The sequence below is a fragment of the Oleiphilus sp. HI0079 genome (assembly GCF_001635105.1).
The window spans coordinates 1-15,600 of record NZ_LWFT01000068.1; the positions used below are offsets into that span (position 1 = coordinate 1).

Consider the following 15,600-nt stretch of genomic DNA (forward strand, 5'->3'; position numbering starts at 1 on the left):
TTGTTCCAGTTTCGTCCTGAAGGCCGAGTCAGGGGCTTTGACTCGCCAAAGACCCCGACACCCCAAAGGCGACCCGAAGCGTCTTCGACGCTCGACGGGATTTATCCCTTCGATGCTGCTCAATGTTTACGAGGCTTCGGGCAGCATTGCTCCGCTCAAGCTTTTCGTCACACCAAAACATAACGAAGTCTCGTAAACACAATTATGTCATCGAAGGGCCTAGTCCCGTCCAAAGAGAAGCGTAGCGGAGCTTTGCGGGTCGCCTTTAGATTGTTAAGACCTTTGGCGAGACAAAGGTCTTAACCCGTCAGCCGCGCGGAAGCGGCAGAAAAGAAACGGATAGCAATGAAGCTAGAAAAGAAACCTAGCCAAAGCAGAATAAGCAAAGCCCATGAGTGGCCTGCCGGCCAGACAAGCTGAATTGCCTGCAAGGCAAGAGAGGGCACCCTGGGGTGGGCGGCAGAAAAGAAACGGATAACAATTCACCAAAACCCAATCGCAACACGCTGCTCACTAGGTAGTCAGTTCAAACAAGCATTAGCGATTCTCAAATCTATTCAAATCAATGATCCCGGCCTTTAAAGGCTGATTCACCAGATACCAGACGTGCAGCCAATCAACATAATCCCAAAACTTCGGATCGGTGCGCCGCACGGCAAAGTCATCTAACAACGATGTATAGTCCTCAGCTGTTTCAAGACTCTGAATGCGCTCTACAAAATGCTCAAACAGCAGCGCATGAACATCAAAGAACACATTTGGATAGCTACCCAATACACCAGGGTATGTTGTTAGAGTGAAGCCTTCAGGCTTAAGCCGCTTTTCTTCCAAAAACAAGGAAGATACATTTTTGTGGAAACGATTGACCGCCATGGAGAACACATGCTGCTGACCGTCATTGAACTTCACACGCACCATAGAAAGCTCTGGCATTTGCGCGACTGCGGGGCCGGCAATGGCTTTTAGTTTGGCGATATCACCTTGCATTCCCTCTGTGCGCGCAATAAGTTCTGGTGGCAGTAACGGCACTTCAGGCAATACTTGAGGCCCCATGTATTCAATCAATTTATCGAACAGCTCTGCTTTGGGATTGTCGCTACTATACTCAATCGTGTTGTTTGGTATTTCAGACTTACGAAGCACCTCAAGATAACTTTCTACTTTCTCTTCCGCACCATCGTACCAGCTCAGTAACTCGCGCTCTGCTGCGTCATCGGGTAGCAACATGAGAAAATTGCTCTCCCCTTCCATGCGCAAAAAATCCATATAGAGACGCGTATTTAACTGATGCCCAAGATTCCCAAACACATCAAAACCCGCGACCAACAAGTAGTGAATGCGCTCTAGCAAGCTATAGCTGATGACCCACGCTGTTTTTGGCTTTGGCCCCTGCAAGCCTTTCACGACCGTCGCATTATCAAAATGCCGAAAAATGGTCAGCGCAGCATTCTGGTTCGGCTGACTTTCTGATTCTTTGAGCTTCTGTCCATTCCATAACGCTCCTAAAGTTAACTCAGCGCCCTCTTTCGACAAGCTATTAATGAAGGCCAGCTTGTCTTTCAGGTGTTGCTCCTGTAACTCAGAGTACTCGGTCCAAACTGAAAATGGTGACGCATTGCTGTCTTGCTCTGCAGGTAAACGCAAATTACGAACTGCTCGCTCAGCACCCGCCGGGTCATAAAGCATGGTTTCAATGTCAGGATCGACAAAGAACACCCAGAAGTGATCTTCAATCACATTGAGCGCCACCTGGCCTCGACAGACCGGACCTTTGATGTAGCCCATAATGGTAAATTCCGCCTCCTCCAGCATGAACTTGTAGCGCGCCTGTGTCGGCAGGTCTTTAAAGGTGGCAAAAGGGTTCGAGGCTAGCTTTACATCATAGCCAGGCAAATTCGTCACTTCGTAGCTGGGCTCTAAAAACCATTGTCGCCATCGCTCCATGCGCCCATCGTTCAACATATATGGCATGTGCGTTTTATCAACAATCGTGCTTCGCACAGGCTTCAAGCGATAATAGAATTGATCCACTCCTGGATCATCAAAGGGCCTGCGAGAGGCGATTTCGTCTATCGGTTCGCCACTAGGACTGCGAGAACGAACAAGCTTGAAATACTGATCGCTCCCTAAGGCTTCAAACCAAAGGTTTCCGAGGTACAAATGCTCAAAGGCGTAGCGAGAGAACAGCTGTTCTTTATTACTTTCTCCGTTGAAGAATGTTTCCCAAAGGGAGATTTCTTTTTGGTACTTTTCACCAAGAGGTTTTAATGGAATCACTGGAGACCCAGCCTCTACCCAGCGCTTAACTGTATCGAAGTCTTCATCACTTATCGCAGGCAAGCCAAATGGCATACCCCACTGTGGATGGTTTGATGCAAAACCTTCGTATTCAGCAATCGTTGGGCACTCCTGAACCCGGGCGGTGCTGAAGTCAAACGCATCTGAATCAAGCTGTTTGGTTTGTGGTAAGGGGTTATTCTTTTTTAACTCGAGCATGCGATATAACAAGCTGCCATACAGGTTAGCGTCCGGTTGCTGATGACGCTCATTCAATACAGGAAAATAACCGCGTTCGCGCCACTCTTGAGTATTTTTCTCGTCAACACCAAGACGAGAAGGCTCTATGGCCAATAAGCGCGTACCATCATAAACGAGTTCGCTACTGGCTCCACGATCCACACCGTCATAAGACGTGAGCTTGAGCTGACAAGGGCCATCGTAACAAGCATGGCAACTCACACAGCGCTTATCAAAAATGGGCTGAATATCACGATGATATTCTGGGATGCCTTGGGTCGTCTGGCTGACACTGCGGTCACGCACTTCTTCCTTGCCCCAAAGCTCATTCAGCTTTTGCTCGGCTACGACAGCGCAACCCACAGCAACGAAAGCGATCATTAAGTATTGAGCTATACGGCTCAGTTTCGCTCGCAGCACGCGCACATCCCTCTCATCGGTCAAAAGTATTCACTTCGCAATAAGATAAGAAATATATAAGAAGATTCAAGAAGGATCACGCTAGAAACCAAAAAAGCTGGCCAAAACGATCGGACTAAACAGGAATACGCAGGTAAAAACGTGAGCCTTGCCCCATTACACTCTCTACGGCCACTTCCCCTTGTAAGCGTTTAGCCAACTCCTGCACGACGGACAACCCCAGTCCAGTTCCCTGTATGTTTTCCACCCCAGCAGTACGATGAAAATCTTTAAACACATCAACTTGCTCGTCGTCTGTCAGCCCTCTGCCTGTATCAATCACAGAGAATTCATAACCACCCTTGAAGGGTTTGGCGACCAGCGTTACTGAGCCTTCTTGCGTATATTTGATGGCGTTATCGAGGAAATTAACCAAAATTTGAGCGAGCTTTGCACGGTCCGTTTCCAGCGTCAGGTCTTCACACTCACAGTGCAACTCCAAAAACTTCTTTGCGGCCAGCGGACTAATTTGCGCGATCAACTCATCACACAATGCCTGCGCACCAAACTTAGACACTGCGAGGATACTTTCACTTAAATTATCCCTTGCTGCATCCAACGTTGTGCTTATCTGATCGGCGAGCTTCATACCACCTTGTTCAATAAGATCTAAGAAGGTCTGCTCTTGCTCATCGACACGATCTTTAAGTCTCGCTTTCAGTATGCCGGCAAAACCAACGAGCGAATTCAGCGGCGAACGAAATTCGTGCGTTAATTTTGCAATTTCTTGCTTACGTGCATCTTCGCGCATTTTCGCAGCGGTATTTTCCAACTCTTTCTCAATCGCCTCACGACGAATTCGCTCAGTGATGTTAGTTGCGATACCGTGCACACGATCCTCACCATCAGCGGTTAAATGATAGAAAAACCACGACCAAACACTCCCGTCCGGTGCAGTGACTTCTATATCGTCCACAGAGCTTTTATTCTCGATGACTTGCGCGAGAAGCTGCTCAAAATTAGTCGGTAATAGCAGCAAACGGCCTTCATCATCATAGCCGATATCGGTCATCAATTCGGTCATTGCTGCGTTACTGAATTCAAGCAAGCCAGATGCTGAAAACTCGGCTAGCGGAAACGGGCTTTTATCAACAAAGTAAGACATGCGATGCAGCTCGTAAAATGTATGCTTGAGCTTACTATCGTCTAAAAATCGTACCAACGAATAACGATGGCCTTCCAGCTCAATGGTTCTGCAAAACAGCTCTGCAGATAGATAGTCGCCTTTCGCATTAACGATCAAGCCCTCAAGATGCGCTTCGGTATTCTCGGAGTTTGAACTTCGATCTAAGTCCTGCGAAGCGTGTTTCTTGTCGCCATCCAAGGGTGCTGTTTGACTGGCGCATAAAGGACAGCTCTCACGTTTATGCGCGAAAGCCCGCGCCGGAGCGCAAAGTTCATCATGAACATGCTTGCCCGAAAGACGACTCACCTTCCAACCGGACCACGTTGTAAATGCGCGAGAACACGCCACGAGCTTTCCTTTCTCGCTGATCAAGGCGATCAGATCAGGCCAATCGTTGATCGTTTCTATCCATTTTTCAAGCATGCAATAAACCCTGCTAGATGTGCTTAGTGCGCCTAGCGCAAGTCGGCTTCAGTGAGATTAAGAACCTGAGCCGGATCAACCCCCGGTTTGCGCCAGTCTATGGCCTTAGCAACCATTCGCGGATGATCTTCTTCCAAGGCGCTCAGATCAACGTCCTCGGTTTTTGGAAGCAAGTTACCCTTGCCATCATAAAAAATCCGTATCGATGGCTGGGCTGGGGCACTCCTGTGACACTCAGTGACAATCGCTTTTTCTCCAGATTTCAATTGAAGCGCAGAACTGATGGGGTAGACACCCATCAAGGTAATCAAACTTTGCACGACGCGAACATCGATCTTCCCGTCCTGCGCATCCTTGTAGAGCTCGCGTAACGCCGATTTTGGGATCATCCCAGAGCAATCGAGCAACTGATGGACAAGTTCGTCATAACGATCCGCAACCACCAGAATCGACCAGAGCAAGTTGTCTTGCATGACTTTTCCCGTCGGATAACCCGAGCCATCCAAGCATTCGTGATGCAGGCCGACAAGACTCTTTATTTGATCGGTCACCCCTTCGCCGCCTTCGATCATACGAACAGACAGCAGAGGATGTTTAGTGACGAGATTACGCTCGGCATCCGTATAGGTTTTGCCCTTACCTAACAAATGCAATGGCAACTTTAACCAACCCACATCATGCACTAGAGCCGCAAAACCAAGCGTCTCTTGCTCGTCCTTCGACACACCCAATGCCTGCCCCATGGCCAACACTAGGCTAAATACAGAGAAAGCATGATCATACAAGCCTTCGTCTTTGCGCTGCATATGCAAGAAAGAGAAAATCGCCTGATTGTTGCGCGCCAAACTTTCTGCAGTTTGCTCAACCAATTCGCTGACTACTTCAACATCCACTGCTTGCCCATTGTTGAGCTGTTCGAAAACACGACTGCACAAGGCTTTGGCCTCTCCATGCAACTTTCTTGCAAATGACAGTTCGGCTTTTAAATCTGTGGGTGCTGCTGTACTTGGCTTGCCATCCACCTGCGAGCCGGCTTGGGTAGATGATGTTTCAGGTGGCTGATCGAAAGCCTGAGCAGACGTTACCGTGCGAGATGTATCCATTGAAGATTCAGGCTGCGAATTGACCGCTTGGTTTTTTTCCTCCTCGCTCGCTAGGTGTTCTTCCACGTTTTCTTCAACTGTCGTTTCAGTCGCGTTCTCAGTGGTCGCATCTAAAACCGACGTTTCTTGAGGGCGATCCTCGCTCGGCTCTTCCGCCTCGACAGCTTCGGGAAGAATATCGCTTTTGTCTCTCTCGATGGTGACTATTCTTACGCCAGAATCAATCAGTTTCTGAACGTCCTGAGGATCCTGAATTTTAAATGAGTGGCGTAAAAAAGGGCTGTCAATCCATGAGACATCAATACCGACAACATGCATGCCCGGCCGCAATAATGCGATTGGAATCTCTTGCTTGGCCATAAATAGAACTTCTCCGTATTGCTTGAGAAGAATAGTCAAGAATTGCTGTTTTGCAGTGTATATTTTTGTTTCTGAGAAGCAGGTGGCGAGCGCTTAATCTTGTGTTAATCTGAGCCTCAAACAAGTACGTCTGTCTTCCAGTATTAACCACTCAAATGTAAAAGGTGCCTACCTTGCTCACTATTTTTAACCGCATCATTGGTGCCGTTGCGTTACTGATTATTCTTACTTTGCTTGCAATTTGGGCCTTCAGCCCGTTGGCTGTGCGGCAATATGCGCCGCCTTTTCTAGCCGAGCTGGGTTTAGAAATGAGCGAATCCTCATCTATCCGTCTCAATCCGTTTAAAGGCGCGTTAACCGTTAACGACTTCGCGCTTAGCGAACTGACAGACCAAAAGCAGAACGTGGACCAGAGCCACGGCAGCAACAAGGCTGTCATTTCTCACGCGGTAATCGATGTAAGCTTGCTGGCACTGGTGGCCAAACAGCTAGCCTTTGATGAGCTAGATTTTGACGATCTAAGCATTACGATTGAGCGCGTACAAAGTCAAAACCAGCAAAGCAAAGAGGATTCAGAACCGACAACAAAAGAGATACTGAAGATCGCTGGTTACGCACTGCCAACTGACAACCCAGACAATGACGAAGAATCCGTTATAGAGGATAAGGAGCAAGGCTCTGAACCAATAAATTGGTCACTCGCAGTGCCAGAGCTAAGCATCGATAATTTCACAGCTCGCGTCCTCGACCTTGACTCCAGCCATGAGATTTCTCTTCAAAACCTCAGCGTCGTCGATTTAGCATTGGCGCAAAATGGCCTTAATGGCACTCTCGCTCTTTCTGCCCTGCTGAATGAAGCTCCCTTTAAGCTCGACCTAGAGATCGCCCTCGAGAATGAAGTGATCGAAGAGCAAGAGACAATTACCGGACAAGTATTGTTTGCAAGCAGCCTCGACAAACTAGCCGGCAGCGCTTTTTCATACTTGCTAAAAGACCAGCTGAATAAGCTTGGGGGCCACCTCGACTTCAACCTCGAAGGCGAAGTAAACATCCAAGCAAATGGCATAGCCTTGGCGCTCAAGCCCTCTTATTTAGAAGTACAACAGCTTGATCTGAGTCTCGCGGATGCGGAGGTGCGCGAGAGCAGCCTTAAACTGACAGCAAACTCATTAGCCGTATTACTCCCCAATGACGGTGAGATCAGTGCGGAGGGCGAAATCGCGCTGAACGGCCAAAATATTCAGATAGGCCCAAGCAATTCTGAAGATATTTTGCTCGCAATAGAGAACATGGAAATATCGTCGTTGAGCTTTAACGCGCCGAGCATCGACACGCTTACCGCTTCGGTAAATGAAGTACTTTTAAAAGAGGTAAGAATCTCCCAAAGAATCAGCACAAATGCGGGCGCATCAGAAAGCCCAGCAATAAATACGCAAGAGGCACCCGAGCTAGAACCCGTACAAAGTGATGAAACAGCGCAGCAGATTGAGCAACCGAGCCAACCTAAAATCACTATTGATCGCTCAGCTCCGCTTCTAGAGCTGGCTAGCCTAGATATCTCGCAAATTCAGTATAAGCCCGAGGCTCTCAGCATAGAATCTATAGACTTGGGTGCGCTTGATGCGCGCGTGCAAATTGATGAGCGACAGCAAATCTCCAATATTGTGTCGATTCGTGAAAAGTCGATAGCGCAGGAAGCACTGGATGAAGCCGTCGCCGAAGAACAAGTCACTTCACAGGGCAACAACACGAGTGAAGTAGAGGCCGACATTGAGAAAGAAAAGGCGGGATCATTTAACTTTGCGCTAGGTAACTTCGCTTTAAGAGACAACGGCGATATCACCCTCATCTACGAAGCGATGACGCCCAGATATGAGCAAACCTTCAATATCAAGACCCTCATCCTACAAAAACTAAACACCCAAACGCCCGATGAGTTCTCTCATCTAGAGATATCCCTCATAGCGGGTCGCTACACATTAATTGACGTGATCGGAGAGCTTGCGCCCTTTGCTGACCAGGTCAACATGACGCTTGATGTCAACGTGAAAGAGTTAGAGCTGCCAAAGATCTCTCCATTTATACGCACAGCCGCCGGCTTTGATATCGCCAATGGGCAACTCGATACAAAGACAAAAGTCGCCATTGTGAATGACATTGTGGATGGTAATTCTGAGATTGAGATCCGAGGCCTCGAAATCGATAACGTGGGAGACGTTCAATCGGGAAGCCTCGCTGAGAGCAGTTTCATTCCTCTCAATGTTGCGCTTGGCGCCTTGGAGGACAGTGATGGTCGAATCGAACTCGACGTTCCGATTCGCGGCAACGTAAACAATCCAAACTTCGGCGCAGCCGGCTTTTTAAACCTTGTCGCACAACGGGCCGCTATCGCCGCATCGCAGAGCTACGTAATCAACACGTTTGTACCGTACGCAAACATCGTCACGCTAACAAGCATTGCCGGTAGCTATGCCTTAAAGCCCCGAGTTGCTGATTTGATATTCGAGCCGGGAGAGTATGAGCTAAACGATGAGCAAAAAGCGTTTGTTGATAAGCTCGCATTGCTACTCAAAGACAAAGACGACATAGATATGCAGGCTTGTGGGTTTGCTGCGCACGCCGAAGTAGATTTTGATCAGAAAGAAAGTAGAAACCCCGATGAAGCCGCAGAACTTAGACGCCTCGCTCTAGACCGCGCGACGCAAGTCAAAAACTACCTGGTTGATGAAAAAGAGATAACCTCCTCTCGAATCCTGATATGTAAGCCGGTGATTGATGAACAGGGTGCCGCCTTACCCAGAGTGGAGTTTGAATTCTAGGTATCAACAAAGCCAGCGTTGAAGATCGACCGCGGCGAAAAGTACAAAAAAGACGCGTTTAACGCACCCAAAACGCGTTTTTCTAACGAACTTTTGTATTTTTAAGGGGGGATTAAGCCCTAAGGACGATGAGACTACGCCCCCTACGCCCCTAAAATGGGAACCATCAAAAGGCGGTACAGAAAAGATTCAGGCCCTTTCCTCTACAGTCTTTGAACATTTTCAGGAACACATATTATTAGCGTTACCTTTTATATGCCCGCTGTCGAATAGGCCTCGACAGCGGGCTTTTTATTTTGAGCAGAGCGGGCACACGCTTTAAAGACGTGTAATAACGACGATACGTTAAAAGCGATACTTCCTAGTTAACACGATAGGCGTAATGAACAGGCAAGCCTTTTCGCATCAAGACAAGAGATAGCTCGTTACCTTCTTCAAGTGTTGAGAACAGTGTGTTTTGCTGCTCATGCAACCATTCACCGTTCACGCGCATAATGACATCATTCTCTTGCAAACCAAGCGTTGTGTAGAACTCGTTGTCTGCAACACCCTCCAAACGCATAATGCGAACACCCTCGACCTCTAGCTCAGCCGGTTGAAAGAACGCTCTAAGTGCTGATTGATTTTCAAGTTGCTCGTCAACCCATTCTCGGCTTAATGGCCGCTCGCCTTCCGGCGCGACAACACCCCGATACTGATACTCAAGCCCTGCCGGAGGCAGCTCGTCAGTATCCAGCACATTACCTGAAGCAAGCGCTGCTTTTTCTATCTCGCTGATATAATCGGCCTCTTGAACGTCGACATAGTCTTCACGATCCTCTGACGAGCCAGAAAGACTCAAACGCTCAATAGTTCCCGCATTTTCAATTAAGACATACTTTGCAAACACTGCGCGCAGTAGCACGTCAGGCAAAATCTCTTGGCCAGTACGAAAATTCTGGGTGCGGTTAAAACCACAATTACTTTTCGAAATTTAGTTGTTAAAGGAATGCCCACAAAGCTTGAGCAATCTCCAGAAGGTTACACCTACAGCGTGGACTGCATTTCTGATGCACCCGCGTTTCACCCATTAATTGAGCTAGAGCTAGCGGCCTGTATTCGATTTGCCAAGCTCTGTACGCAGACGGCAGATGCCTATCCACTGAACATTAAACGCGTTTCATTAAGACACTGCCCTATTGCGCCTGTGCGTCACTATCAGCGGATATTTGGCTGTCCGCCTACGTTTAACGCAAGCACATACAGCATATTGCTACCAGCAGAAGAGCTAGAAAAGCCGACCCACAACCCGAATTTTGGGCTATATAGATTACTTGAAGAGAAGCTCAGCCGGGCGCTGATCAACCGAAGCGAGCAGATATCCTTTAGCGATAAAGTGCGCGCCTATATCGGCGCGAATATACCGGAGAATTTCCCTTCTCAGGAAGAAGTGGCTCAGCACTTTTGCTTGAGTGTAAGCGGACTAAAAAATCGTCTCAAAAAAGAAGGCTCCACATTTCGTAAGCTAGTCGATGAGAAGCGCTTTAAACTCGCCGAGCAGTTCATCAAGAACGAAGACCGGAGTCTAAAAGAAATTGGCTATGAACTGGGTTTTTCCGATCAAAGTGCCTTTAATCGCGCATTCAAGCGCTGGAACGGACTGAACCCCGGGCAGTTTCGATCCACCGAAACCACCGACAACTAGCGCACAAACGGCTTAACCGGAGTGTATGTCGACACGTCGAACAGTTCACGATGCTCGTGTACGTTTTAAATAACGTTTCTTCTCTTTGGCACCTTTCGCTGTTAGAGCCGGCTTTAATGCCTTTCGCAAAGTAGGCAGCAAGTATCCCGCAGTCGCCAACAAGCCAGAAAACCCCGGAATCGCGCGCTCTCGCTTACCATCCAGTGCACATTCAATAACGGCATCGGCGATCTCATCGGCATCGCTCATTGGTTGCGAGAACACCATGTCTGGGACGTCTTCAATATGATCCATGATAAACGCAGTATCGATTGGTCCAGGGGAGACCAGCGATACCGTCACCGCGGTTTCATTCAACTCTTCAGCAAGCGCCAACGAGAAAGCACGAAGTCCAAATTTACTGCATGAATACGTCGCCTCACCTTCAAGCGGGAAACGTCCAGCCAGCGAGGCAACATTCACGACTGCGCCATGCGATGCCTTTAGAAGGTGTGGCAAAGCGAGTTTGGTAAGCCGAATCGGCCCCTTAAGGTTCACATCAATGGTTTGATCAAGCCCGGAAAGATCCGCTTCTGCGACATCGCCACGCTCATGATATCCGGCATTATTCACTAGCACATCAATACGACCAAACTGCTCGACGGCTTTTGCTATTAGGGCTTCACAGTCTTCGAGCTTGGCGACGTCGGTTTGCACAGCCATTGCGCCATTGCCTAGCTCCTGAGCGAGCTGATTTAGCTCTTTGATAGAGCGAGCCGCCAAAACCACCGAAGCGCCTGCTTTGGCAAATTGCCGCGCACACGCCTCACCGACCCCCGCAGAAGCGCCTGTAATGATGACCACCTGATCTTGGAATTGCATTGGGAGAATCCTTTTGTCTTGTTTTAGAGGACTATAGCGGAGCTTGGAAATGGAGAGTATGGTTTTTCTTTGTTCAGGCGTTTTTTGTTGCGAGTAGTATATTTCTACGAATCTTTTTTGGGTTGGCTTGGCTCGGAGGGCTTGGGTACTCTGATCAGTTTCGGCCTGAAGGCCGATACGCTTCTCTTTGGACGAGAATTGGCCCCTCGATAATTTTTTGTTTACGAGGTTTCGATGTTTTTTGGTGTGCGCAAACATAGAGCGAAGCAACGGCAACTTTTCGAAGAGCGAGCGGCTCCGCCAAACCCATCTATCACACCCATGACTCACGAGACCCGCGTAAACATTAAATTTCATCGAAGGGATCAACCCGTAAAGGCGCTAGCCGTCCGGGTCGCCTTTAGATTCTTAAGACCTTTGGCGAGACAAAGGTCTTAAGGCGCTGTCGGGCGCCACCCGACAGATAAGAAATGGTAAACACAGAATTATATTCAAAAACTTTGTCCCGTGGCCTTCAGGCCGAAAACCGATCAGTACACCCAAGCCAAACGGAAAAACTTACAGCAGGATGCTGCTTGCTACAAATCCAGCTACAAATCCAAGCATCAAGATCCAATTAAAAAATGGCGAGCAGGCCAAAACCTGCTCGCCATCTTCTAAGGCGAGTTTAAGATCCGATAATCCCGCCATCCTTGCGGGTAATAACTAATGTGCAGTCCCGAGGAATCAAACCACTTTCTTTCGCTGCAGGAAAGCTGGTTGACGCTGGATTACCATTACCAGGATGCTGAATATTCACGAACGCTGTGCGACGATCTGGCGTAACTGTAAAGCCAGTAATCTCATCACTATTCACACCAACGAGCAGGCGCTTTGGCTGAGGAATCTCACCTTCGGCTAGCTCCTGATTGGTATCAAATACCGTTAACTGATCTTGCAAGCCTTGTGGCTGCCCACCATCGGTACCGATAAACAAGCGGCCGTCTTCATCAGCCCAAGCGGCATCTGGAGAAGAGAAGGCAGTTTCCTGATCAACCGTATCTGATGCAAGAATGTAGATATCCCAAGTAAAACTGTCTGCTGAGTGATCAGTGGTGCGAATAATGTGTCCGTTTGAGTTTGGTGCTTGCGGGTTAGCAGCATTTGGCTCAGTTCGGCGCGAGTTATTGGTAAGGGTCCAAAATACCTCACCATTCTTACCAATTGTCGTCCATTCTGGTCGATCCATCGGTGTTGCGCCAACAATGTCAGCCGCAATCCGCGTATTGATTAAGAGCTCACCCATATCACTAAAGCGTGCTGCAAGCTCTGGATTGTCCAGTGTTAACGGAAGCCAGTCACCCGACCCATCCTCATTAAATCGCGCAACGAACAAGGTACCGTTGTCTAACGGGCTTTCGCCATCGGCAATCGCTCTTGCCCATGAAACATGAGACTCAAACTTGTAGCAATAATCAAAGCGCTGGTCATCACCCATGTAGCAGGCAACGCGGCCATCATCCAACTCTTTAATTGCGATTGCTTCATGCTTAAACCGGCCAAGCGCCGTGCGTTTAACCGGTTTTTGCGTACCGTCAAATGGATCGATCTCAACAATCCAACCGAAACGATTCGCCTCATTTGCATAATCACTATCGTTCAAGTCAAATCGCTTATCGAATGCGTACCAAGCGTATCCAAAACCGTTTTGCGTAAATCCATAACGCGCTTGCTCCTCGGTCGGCGCAAACTCTTCAAGTGACCCGAAGTACCCGTTAAAGTTCTCTTCACATGTCAGATACGTACCCCAAGGCGTGTAGCCTGCGCCACAGTTATTAACCGTACCTAGTGGTGTGTTGCCAGCCGGATTTTGTAACAATTCTGAACTCGCAGCAGGACCAGAGAACTGCACCGGTGTATTGACTGTAATGCGGCGACTAAAAGGGCTTCTTGCTGGACGCCATTGACCTTTCCAATCACGCTTTATTTTGATAACCGACACACCGTGAATGTTCTGAGAGAGCCGCACATCTTCTAAGCTTTCGGGTAAATCCTTTCCCAGCGCGTGAGGGTTAGTGCCATATTCATGGTTTATGCAGAGCATGCCCGCATCGTTTTGCATCGGATAGCGGTGCCCATAACGACGCGCCTTGCGCATATCCATCGGGAAGAACCACATACCATCGTGCCCAAGCCCCGTTTGCAGCGCCGCCTCTTTCGAGGAGGGACGGCTGTTTGGATCGCCGTTATATTCTGTCGTAGCACCTGGCTCAATCGGCGTACCCCACGGGATCAGCACCTGATACTCATAGTCGTCCGATATGGTCGGCATAGTGGTATCAACAACATCTGCAATCGCAACAGGCTTAAAGCCAACCAGCTTCTTATTTTTTTTCTTATGGTAACCGTTACCAAAACCCCACTTTGCAGAGGCTGAGGGCGCTAGAAAAGCGGCTGTTGAACCCGCTAACGTGCCTTGTACAACCTTGCGTCGACTAACGTATGCGTTCAAAACCTTGTCAAAAGGCGTATTATTTGAAGGGTTTGATGAGTTGTCATCTGGATCTTGAAACCCCGATTCTTCAACTCTCTGATCGATCTTGTTGTCTGTCATGATAGCGTCTCCTCGCTAAATCGTTTTTGCTGCATGTCTGATTCGAAAATCAGATCAAACTTAAGGCTTTGTAGGTATTTCAGGCTTACCTTAAGCACAGCGCATGACAGTTCAGAGGCAGTTATTTGAAAGATTCTTTACAACGAGCTTCACGCCTTTACCATCGCGAGGAGCACGCTCTCGTTTTAGAGCCCAAGGTAAACTAAGCTGATCAGCGAAGCAGCGCGTATTCATTCATGTAGATGACAAACCAAGACGTTTAGGAGGGGCTCAAGCCATGCAACACGATGAACAATCTAACAGCACCCCGAGTCTCGGCCTTGTATGGTTAACGGATGATTTGCGCTTGGACGACAATGGCCTACTTTCGAGGGCTGCAATGGAGTGCGACAATCTCATCATCTGTTTTTTTATCGATCCCACTCATTTCAAACAAGATATGTATGGCTGCCAAAGGTTAGGATTACACCGTCGACAGTTTTTATCCGAAAGCCTGCTCTTTCTGCGAACAAAACTCGAAGCGCTAGGTCAACGCTTGAACATATTTTTAGCGAAACCACTGAGCAGTATTGAAGCAATTTGCGCACATCTACCTGTGACGCACATTTACCGATCAACACCGGTCGCCTTTAATGAAAGTAGAGACTGGTTACACCTCCGCGCCAGCTTGCCTGACATTCGACATGTTCAAGCCGAAACGCGCTGCCTCTTTGAGGCGAGCGACATTGAATTCAGCTCCGAGCCCGCCATCGCCACCTTTCCGAAAACCTTTAGCCAGTTTCGACGCAAAGTAGAGAATATCCAACTCCGCACACCAGCCAGCACGATATCAGCGCTGCCTGAACCCGTCTCTTTGAAAGCATTCAATTTCCCGCTTTTTGAACCTGAAAAAGCGATCAAAAATACATCGCCTTTGGTTCATGGAGGTGAAGCCGCGGCGTTAGACCATCTAACGACTTATTTTTCCGGGAACGCGCCAAACCACTATAAACAAACACGCAATGCCTTTGATGACTGGGAGAGTTCATCCAAGTGGTCATTTTGGCTCGCAAATGGAAGCCTTTCAGTTCGGCGAACAGTGCAAGCACTAGAGGGGTACCAAGCTCAGCATGGTAAGAACGAAGACAACGCATGGTTGTTGTTTGAGCTACTTTGGCGTGAATACTTTCAGTGGTACGCGCGCGCATTCAACAAGCGCCTATTTTTACTGAACGGGCTGTTTACCGAAGCGAATGCGAGAAAGCAAAGAGGCTCGTTCTATGCCCAACGTTATCGTCAATGGTGCATGGGTACAACGCCCTACCCAATCGTAAATGCCTGCATGCGCCAACTCAACGAAACAGGCTATATGAGTAATCGAGGCAGGCAAATTGCCGCCTCGGCCCTGATCAATGAACTTGGCCTAGACTGGCGTTGCGGCGCAGCCTATTTCGAGCAGCAACTGATCGACTACGACCCCGCTTCAAACTGGGGAAACTGGCAGTACATCGCAGGAGTGGGTGCAGACCCTAGAGGTGGGCGACACTTTAATTTGGAAAAACAGGCGCAAATGCATGACGCCGATGGCCGCTTTCGCGGCAAGTGGACTGACAGCGACGACAATTATTCTTTAGATTACGTTGACGCTGCCGACTGGCCAATTCCTAGGCGTTGAT

At 48.5% G+C, this 15,600-nt stretch carries 10 protein-coding genes; 4 read left to right on the forward strand and 6 right to left on the reverse strand.

Annotated features, from left to right (window positions below; genetic code table 11):
- Positions 1-196, forward strand: a 196-nt coding sequence (locus A3750_RS26665; RefSeq protein ID WP_231871659.1) for a hypothetical protein, incomplete at its 5' end; no start/stop codon positions are given.
- Between the two features lie 341 nt (positions 197-537).
- Here the strand turns inward: A3750_RS26665 and A3750_RS01010 are convergent.
- The 3 genes from A3750_RS01010 to A3750_RS01020 all read right to left on the reverse strand — a co-directional run bounded on the left by A3750_RS01010 (position 538) and on the right by A3750_RS01020 (position 6,027).
- On the reverse strand, positions 538-2,937 hold the full coding sequence (locus tag A3750_RS01010; RefSeq protein ID WP_231871660.1) for a fatty acid cis/trans isomerase: 2,400 nt from the start codon (positions 2,935-2,937) through the stop codon (positions 538-540).
- Between the two features lie 115 nt (positions 2,938-3,052).
- On the reverse strand, positions 3,053-4,525 hold the full coding sequence (locus tag A3750_RS01015; RefSeq protein WP_068457606.1) for a PAS domain-containing sensor histidine kinase: 1,473 nt from the start codon (positions 4,523-4,525) through the stop codon (positions 3,053-3,055).
- Between the two features lie 32 nt (positions 4,526-4,557).
- Positions 4,558-6,027 carry an HD-GYP domain-containing protein gene (locus A3750_RS01020; RefSeq protein WP_156498287.1) on the reverse strand — a complete coding sequence of 490 codons (1,470 nt, stop codon included), beginning with the start codon at positions 6,025-6,027 and terminating at the stop codon, positions 4,558-4,560.
- 134 nt (positions 6,028-6,161) lie between these two features.
- Here A3750_RS01020 and A3750_RS01025 point away from each other — a divergent pair, with 134 nt between their 5' ends.
- Positions 6,162-8,807, forward strand: coding sequence for a DUF748 domain-containing protein (locus A3750_RS01025; protein WP_068452534.1), 2,646 nt, complete (start codon positions 6,162-6,164; stop codon positions 8,805-8,807).
- Between the two features lie 361 nt (positions 8,808-9,168).
- Here the strand turns inward: A3750_RS01025 and A3750_RS01030 are convergent, their stop codons facing one another.
- A complete protein-coding gene (locus A3750_RS01030; protein ID WP_156492246.1) occupies positions 9,169-9,720 on the reverse strand; it encodes a hypothetical protein in 552 nt (183 codons plus the stop codon).
- A gap of 6 nt (positions 9,721-9,726) precedes the next feature.
- On the opposite strand from A3750_RS01030, the gene A3750_RS01035 reads away from it, so the two are divergent.
- Positions 9,727-10,491, forward strand: a complete 765-nt coding sequence (locus A3750_RS01035; protein ID WP_068466286.1) for an AraC family transcriptional regulator — start codon at positions 9,727-9,729, stop codon at positions 10,489-10,491.
- Positions 10,492-10,536: 45 nt separating this feature from the next.
- Here A3750_RS01035 and A3750_RS01040 read toward each other — a convergent pair whose 3' ends face one another.
- Positions 10,537-11,352 (reverse strand): SDR family oxidoreductase, encoded by an 816-nt coding sequence (locus tag A3750_RS01040; protein ID WP_068452537.1) that lies wholly within the window; start codon positions 11,350-11,352, stop codon positions 10,537-10,539.
- Between the two features lie 667 nt (positions 11,353-12,019).
- The gene (locus tag A3750_RS01045) at positions 12,020-13,945 is read right to left on the reverse strand and encodes a PhoX family phosphatase (RefSeq protein WP_068452525.1); all 1,926 of its coding nucleotides are present in this window, start codon (positions 13,943-13,945) and stop codon (positions 12,020-12,022) included.
- Between the two features lie 277 nt (positions 13,946-14,222).
- Between A3750_RS01045 and A3750_RS01050 the strand changes: the two genes are divergently transcribed.
- Positions 14,223-15,599: a DASH family cryptochrome gene (locus A3750_RS01050; protein WP_068466285.1), complete on the forward strand. Its 1,377-nt coding sequence runs from the start codon at positions 14,223-14,225 to the stop codon at positions 15,597-15,599.
- Position 15,600: the final 1 nt, after the last annotated feature.

Bases quoted from the DNA above. Each gene is read 5' to 3' on its own strand.
- A3750_RS01050 (WP_068466285.1), top strand. From the start codon at position 14,223: ATGCAACACGATGAACAATCTAACAGCACCCCGAGTCTCGGCCTTGTA.
- A3750_RS01040 (WP_068452537.1), bottom strand. From the start codon at position 11,352: ATGCAATTCCAAGATCAGGTGGTCATCATTACAGGCGCTTCTGCGGGG.
- A3750_RS01045 (WP_068452525.1), bottom strand. From the start codon at position 13,945: ATGACAGACAACAAGATCGATCAGAGAGTTGAAGAATCGGGGTTTCAA.
- A3750_RS01015 (WP_068457606.1), bottom strand. From the start codon at position 4,525: ATGCTTGAAAAATGGATAGAAACGATCAACGATTGGCCTGATCTGATC.